The organism is Trichococcus sp., assembly GCF_049589555.1.
GTDB lineage: Bacteria > Bacillota > Bacilli > Lactobacillales > Aerococcaceae > Trichococcus.
The window spans coordinates 1-1,517 of sequence record NZ_JBAWAZ010000029.1 but is presented as its reverse complement, the minus strand read 5'-3'; the positions used below and the strand labels follow the sequence as shown (position 1 = coordinate 1,517).

General features: G+C 48.2%; 3 protein-coding genes. All 3 read left to right on the top strand.

What is annotated here, in order from left to right; all coding sequences use genetic code 11:
* On the top strand, positions 1–816 hold an 816-nt coding region (locus WBV27_RS01530), incomplete at its 5' end, for a rhodanese-like domain-containing protein (RefSeq protein ID WP_424198801.1).
* 1 nt (position 817) lies between these two features.
* On the top strand, positions 818–1,114 hold the full coding sequence (locus WBV27_RS01525) for a rhodanese-like domain-containing protein (protein ID WP_424198799.1): 297 nt from the start codon (positions 818–820) through the stop codon (positions 1,112–1,114).
* Positions 1,111–1,374 carry a metal-sensitive transcriptional regulator gene (locus WBV27_RS01520; protein WP_084253961.1) on the top strand — a complete coding sequence of 88 codons (264 nt, stop codon included), beginning with the start codon at positions 1,111–1,113 and terminating at the stop codon, positions 1,372–1,374. The genes WBV27_RS01525 and WBV27_RS01520 overlap by 4 nt, the downstream gene beginning before the upstream one ends.
* The last annotated feature ends 143 nt before the right edge of the window (positions 1,375–1,517 follow it).

Here is a 1,517-nt window from a genome sequence, read left to right as displayed (position 1 = left end):
GACGCAATCATCGTGAAGCAGCAGATTACTGGTGAAGACACCATGATCGCTTTGGCTTCGCCAGCGAACCGTCAAGGACGTCAAGTAGCTGATGTCATCAGCGGCTTGAACAGAAAAAATAAAGGCAGCATCGGAACCGCAATCGTGCGTGTATTCGGTTTGGCCGGCGCTTCCACAGGTCTGAACGAGCGCCAATTGCAAATGTCAGGCAAAGAATTTGCAGTCGTGCATATCCAAGGAAAGAGCCATGCCGGCTACTATCCGAATGCATCAGCGATCGTCCTGAAATTGATTTTCCATCCGAAAACCGGTGAAATTTACGGAGCGCAAGCTATCGGGGCGGATGGCGTAGACAAACGCATCGACATCATCGCTACAGCAATCAAAGGGAATTTGACGGTCCATGATTTGCCGGAATTGGAATTCACTTACGCACCACCGTTCGGATCTGCCAAAGATCCAGTCAACATGGCTGGATACGCAGCATTGAACATTTTGGAAGGCATTTCCGAGAATATCCAATGGCATGAGCTTGAAAAAATGCAAGCTGCTGGCTACCAATTGGTTGATGTCCGCACTGCAGGAGAATTTAACAAAAGGGGCCGCATGGCGGGAGCCATCAATATCCCTGTCGACGACTTGCGCGCACGCGTCGGAGAATTATCGAAAGAAACACCAATCATCGTCAGCTGTCTGAGTGGATTGCGCAGCTATATCGCTGAACGCATCTTGAAGCAAAATGGATTTACAGTCAAAAATTTAGATGGTGCATTCAGCTTATATGCAACCGTCAGACCAGAAAAGGTGGTAAAATAAAATGTATCAATCAATTACAATGCCGGAATTCGAACAATTATGGAAAAAAACTCCTGTCAAACTAGTGGACGTACGTGAAGCGGACGAATATGCACATGCGCACGTCGAAGGCGCCATCTCTATGCCTTTGAGCGGACTGGAAGACACTGCGGATCAACTGGATAAGGATGAAAATTACTATGTTATGTGCCTGAGCGGGGCTCGTTCAATGGCAGCTTGCCAATATCTTGCTTCAAAAGGCTACAAAGTAACCAACGTAATGGGAGGCATTTCGGCCTGGAGGGGTGAAGTTGTGTGAACCAATACAACAAAAATATAATCAACCGCATTAAGCGTGCGGAAGGACAAATGCGCGGCATACTCGCCATGATGGAAGACGGAAAGAACTGTTCCGACGTCGTGACGCAATTATCCGCAGTCCGATCCAGCATCGACCGCGCAATGGGCATCATCGTTGCGGAAAATTTGGTCGCTTGCGTGAATGACCAAGAAAAAGACAACATTTCGAAAGAAGAAAGCGTCCAACAAGCAATCAATCTGTTGGTGAAAAGCAGATAGAGCGTGATGATTCGCGTTTAGACACCCGTACGTTGGAGTAACCGGCTGCCGTTCACCGCTTGTGTGGACGACAGCCGGTTGCGAAACGGTAGCGGTGTCTGCGAATCAGAACGCGTTTGATAGAGCGTGACAAATGTAAGCAG

Excerpts from the sequence above, each read along its gene's own strand:
- WBV27_RS01525 (WP_424198799.1), top strand. The coding sequence starts at position 818 with ATGTATCAATCAATTACAATGCCGGAATTCGAACAATTATGGAAAAAA.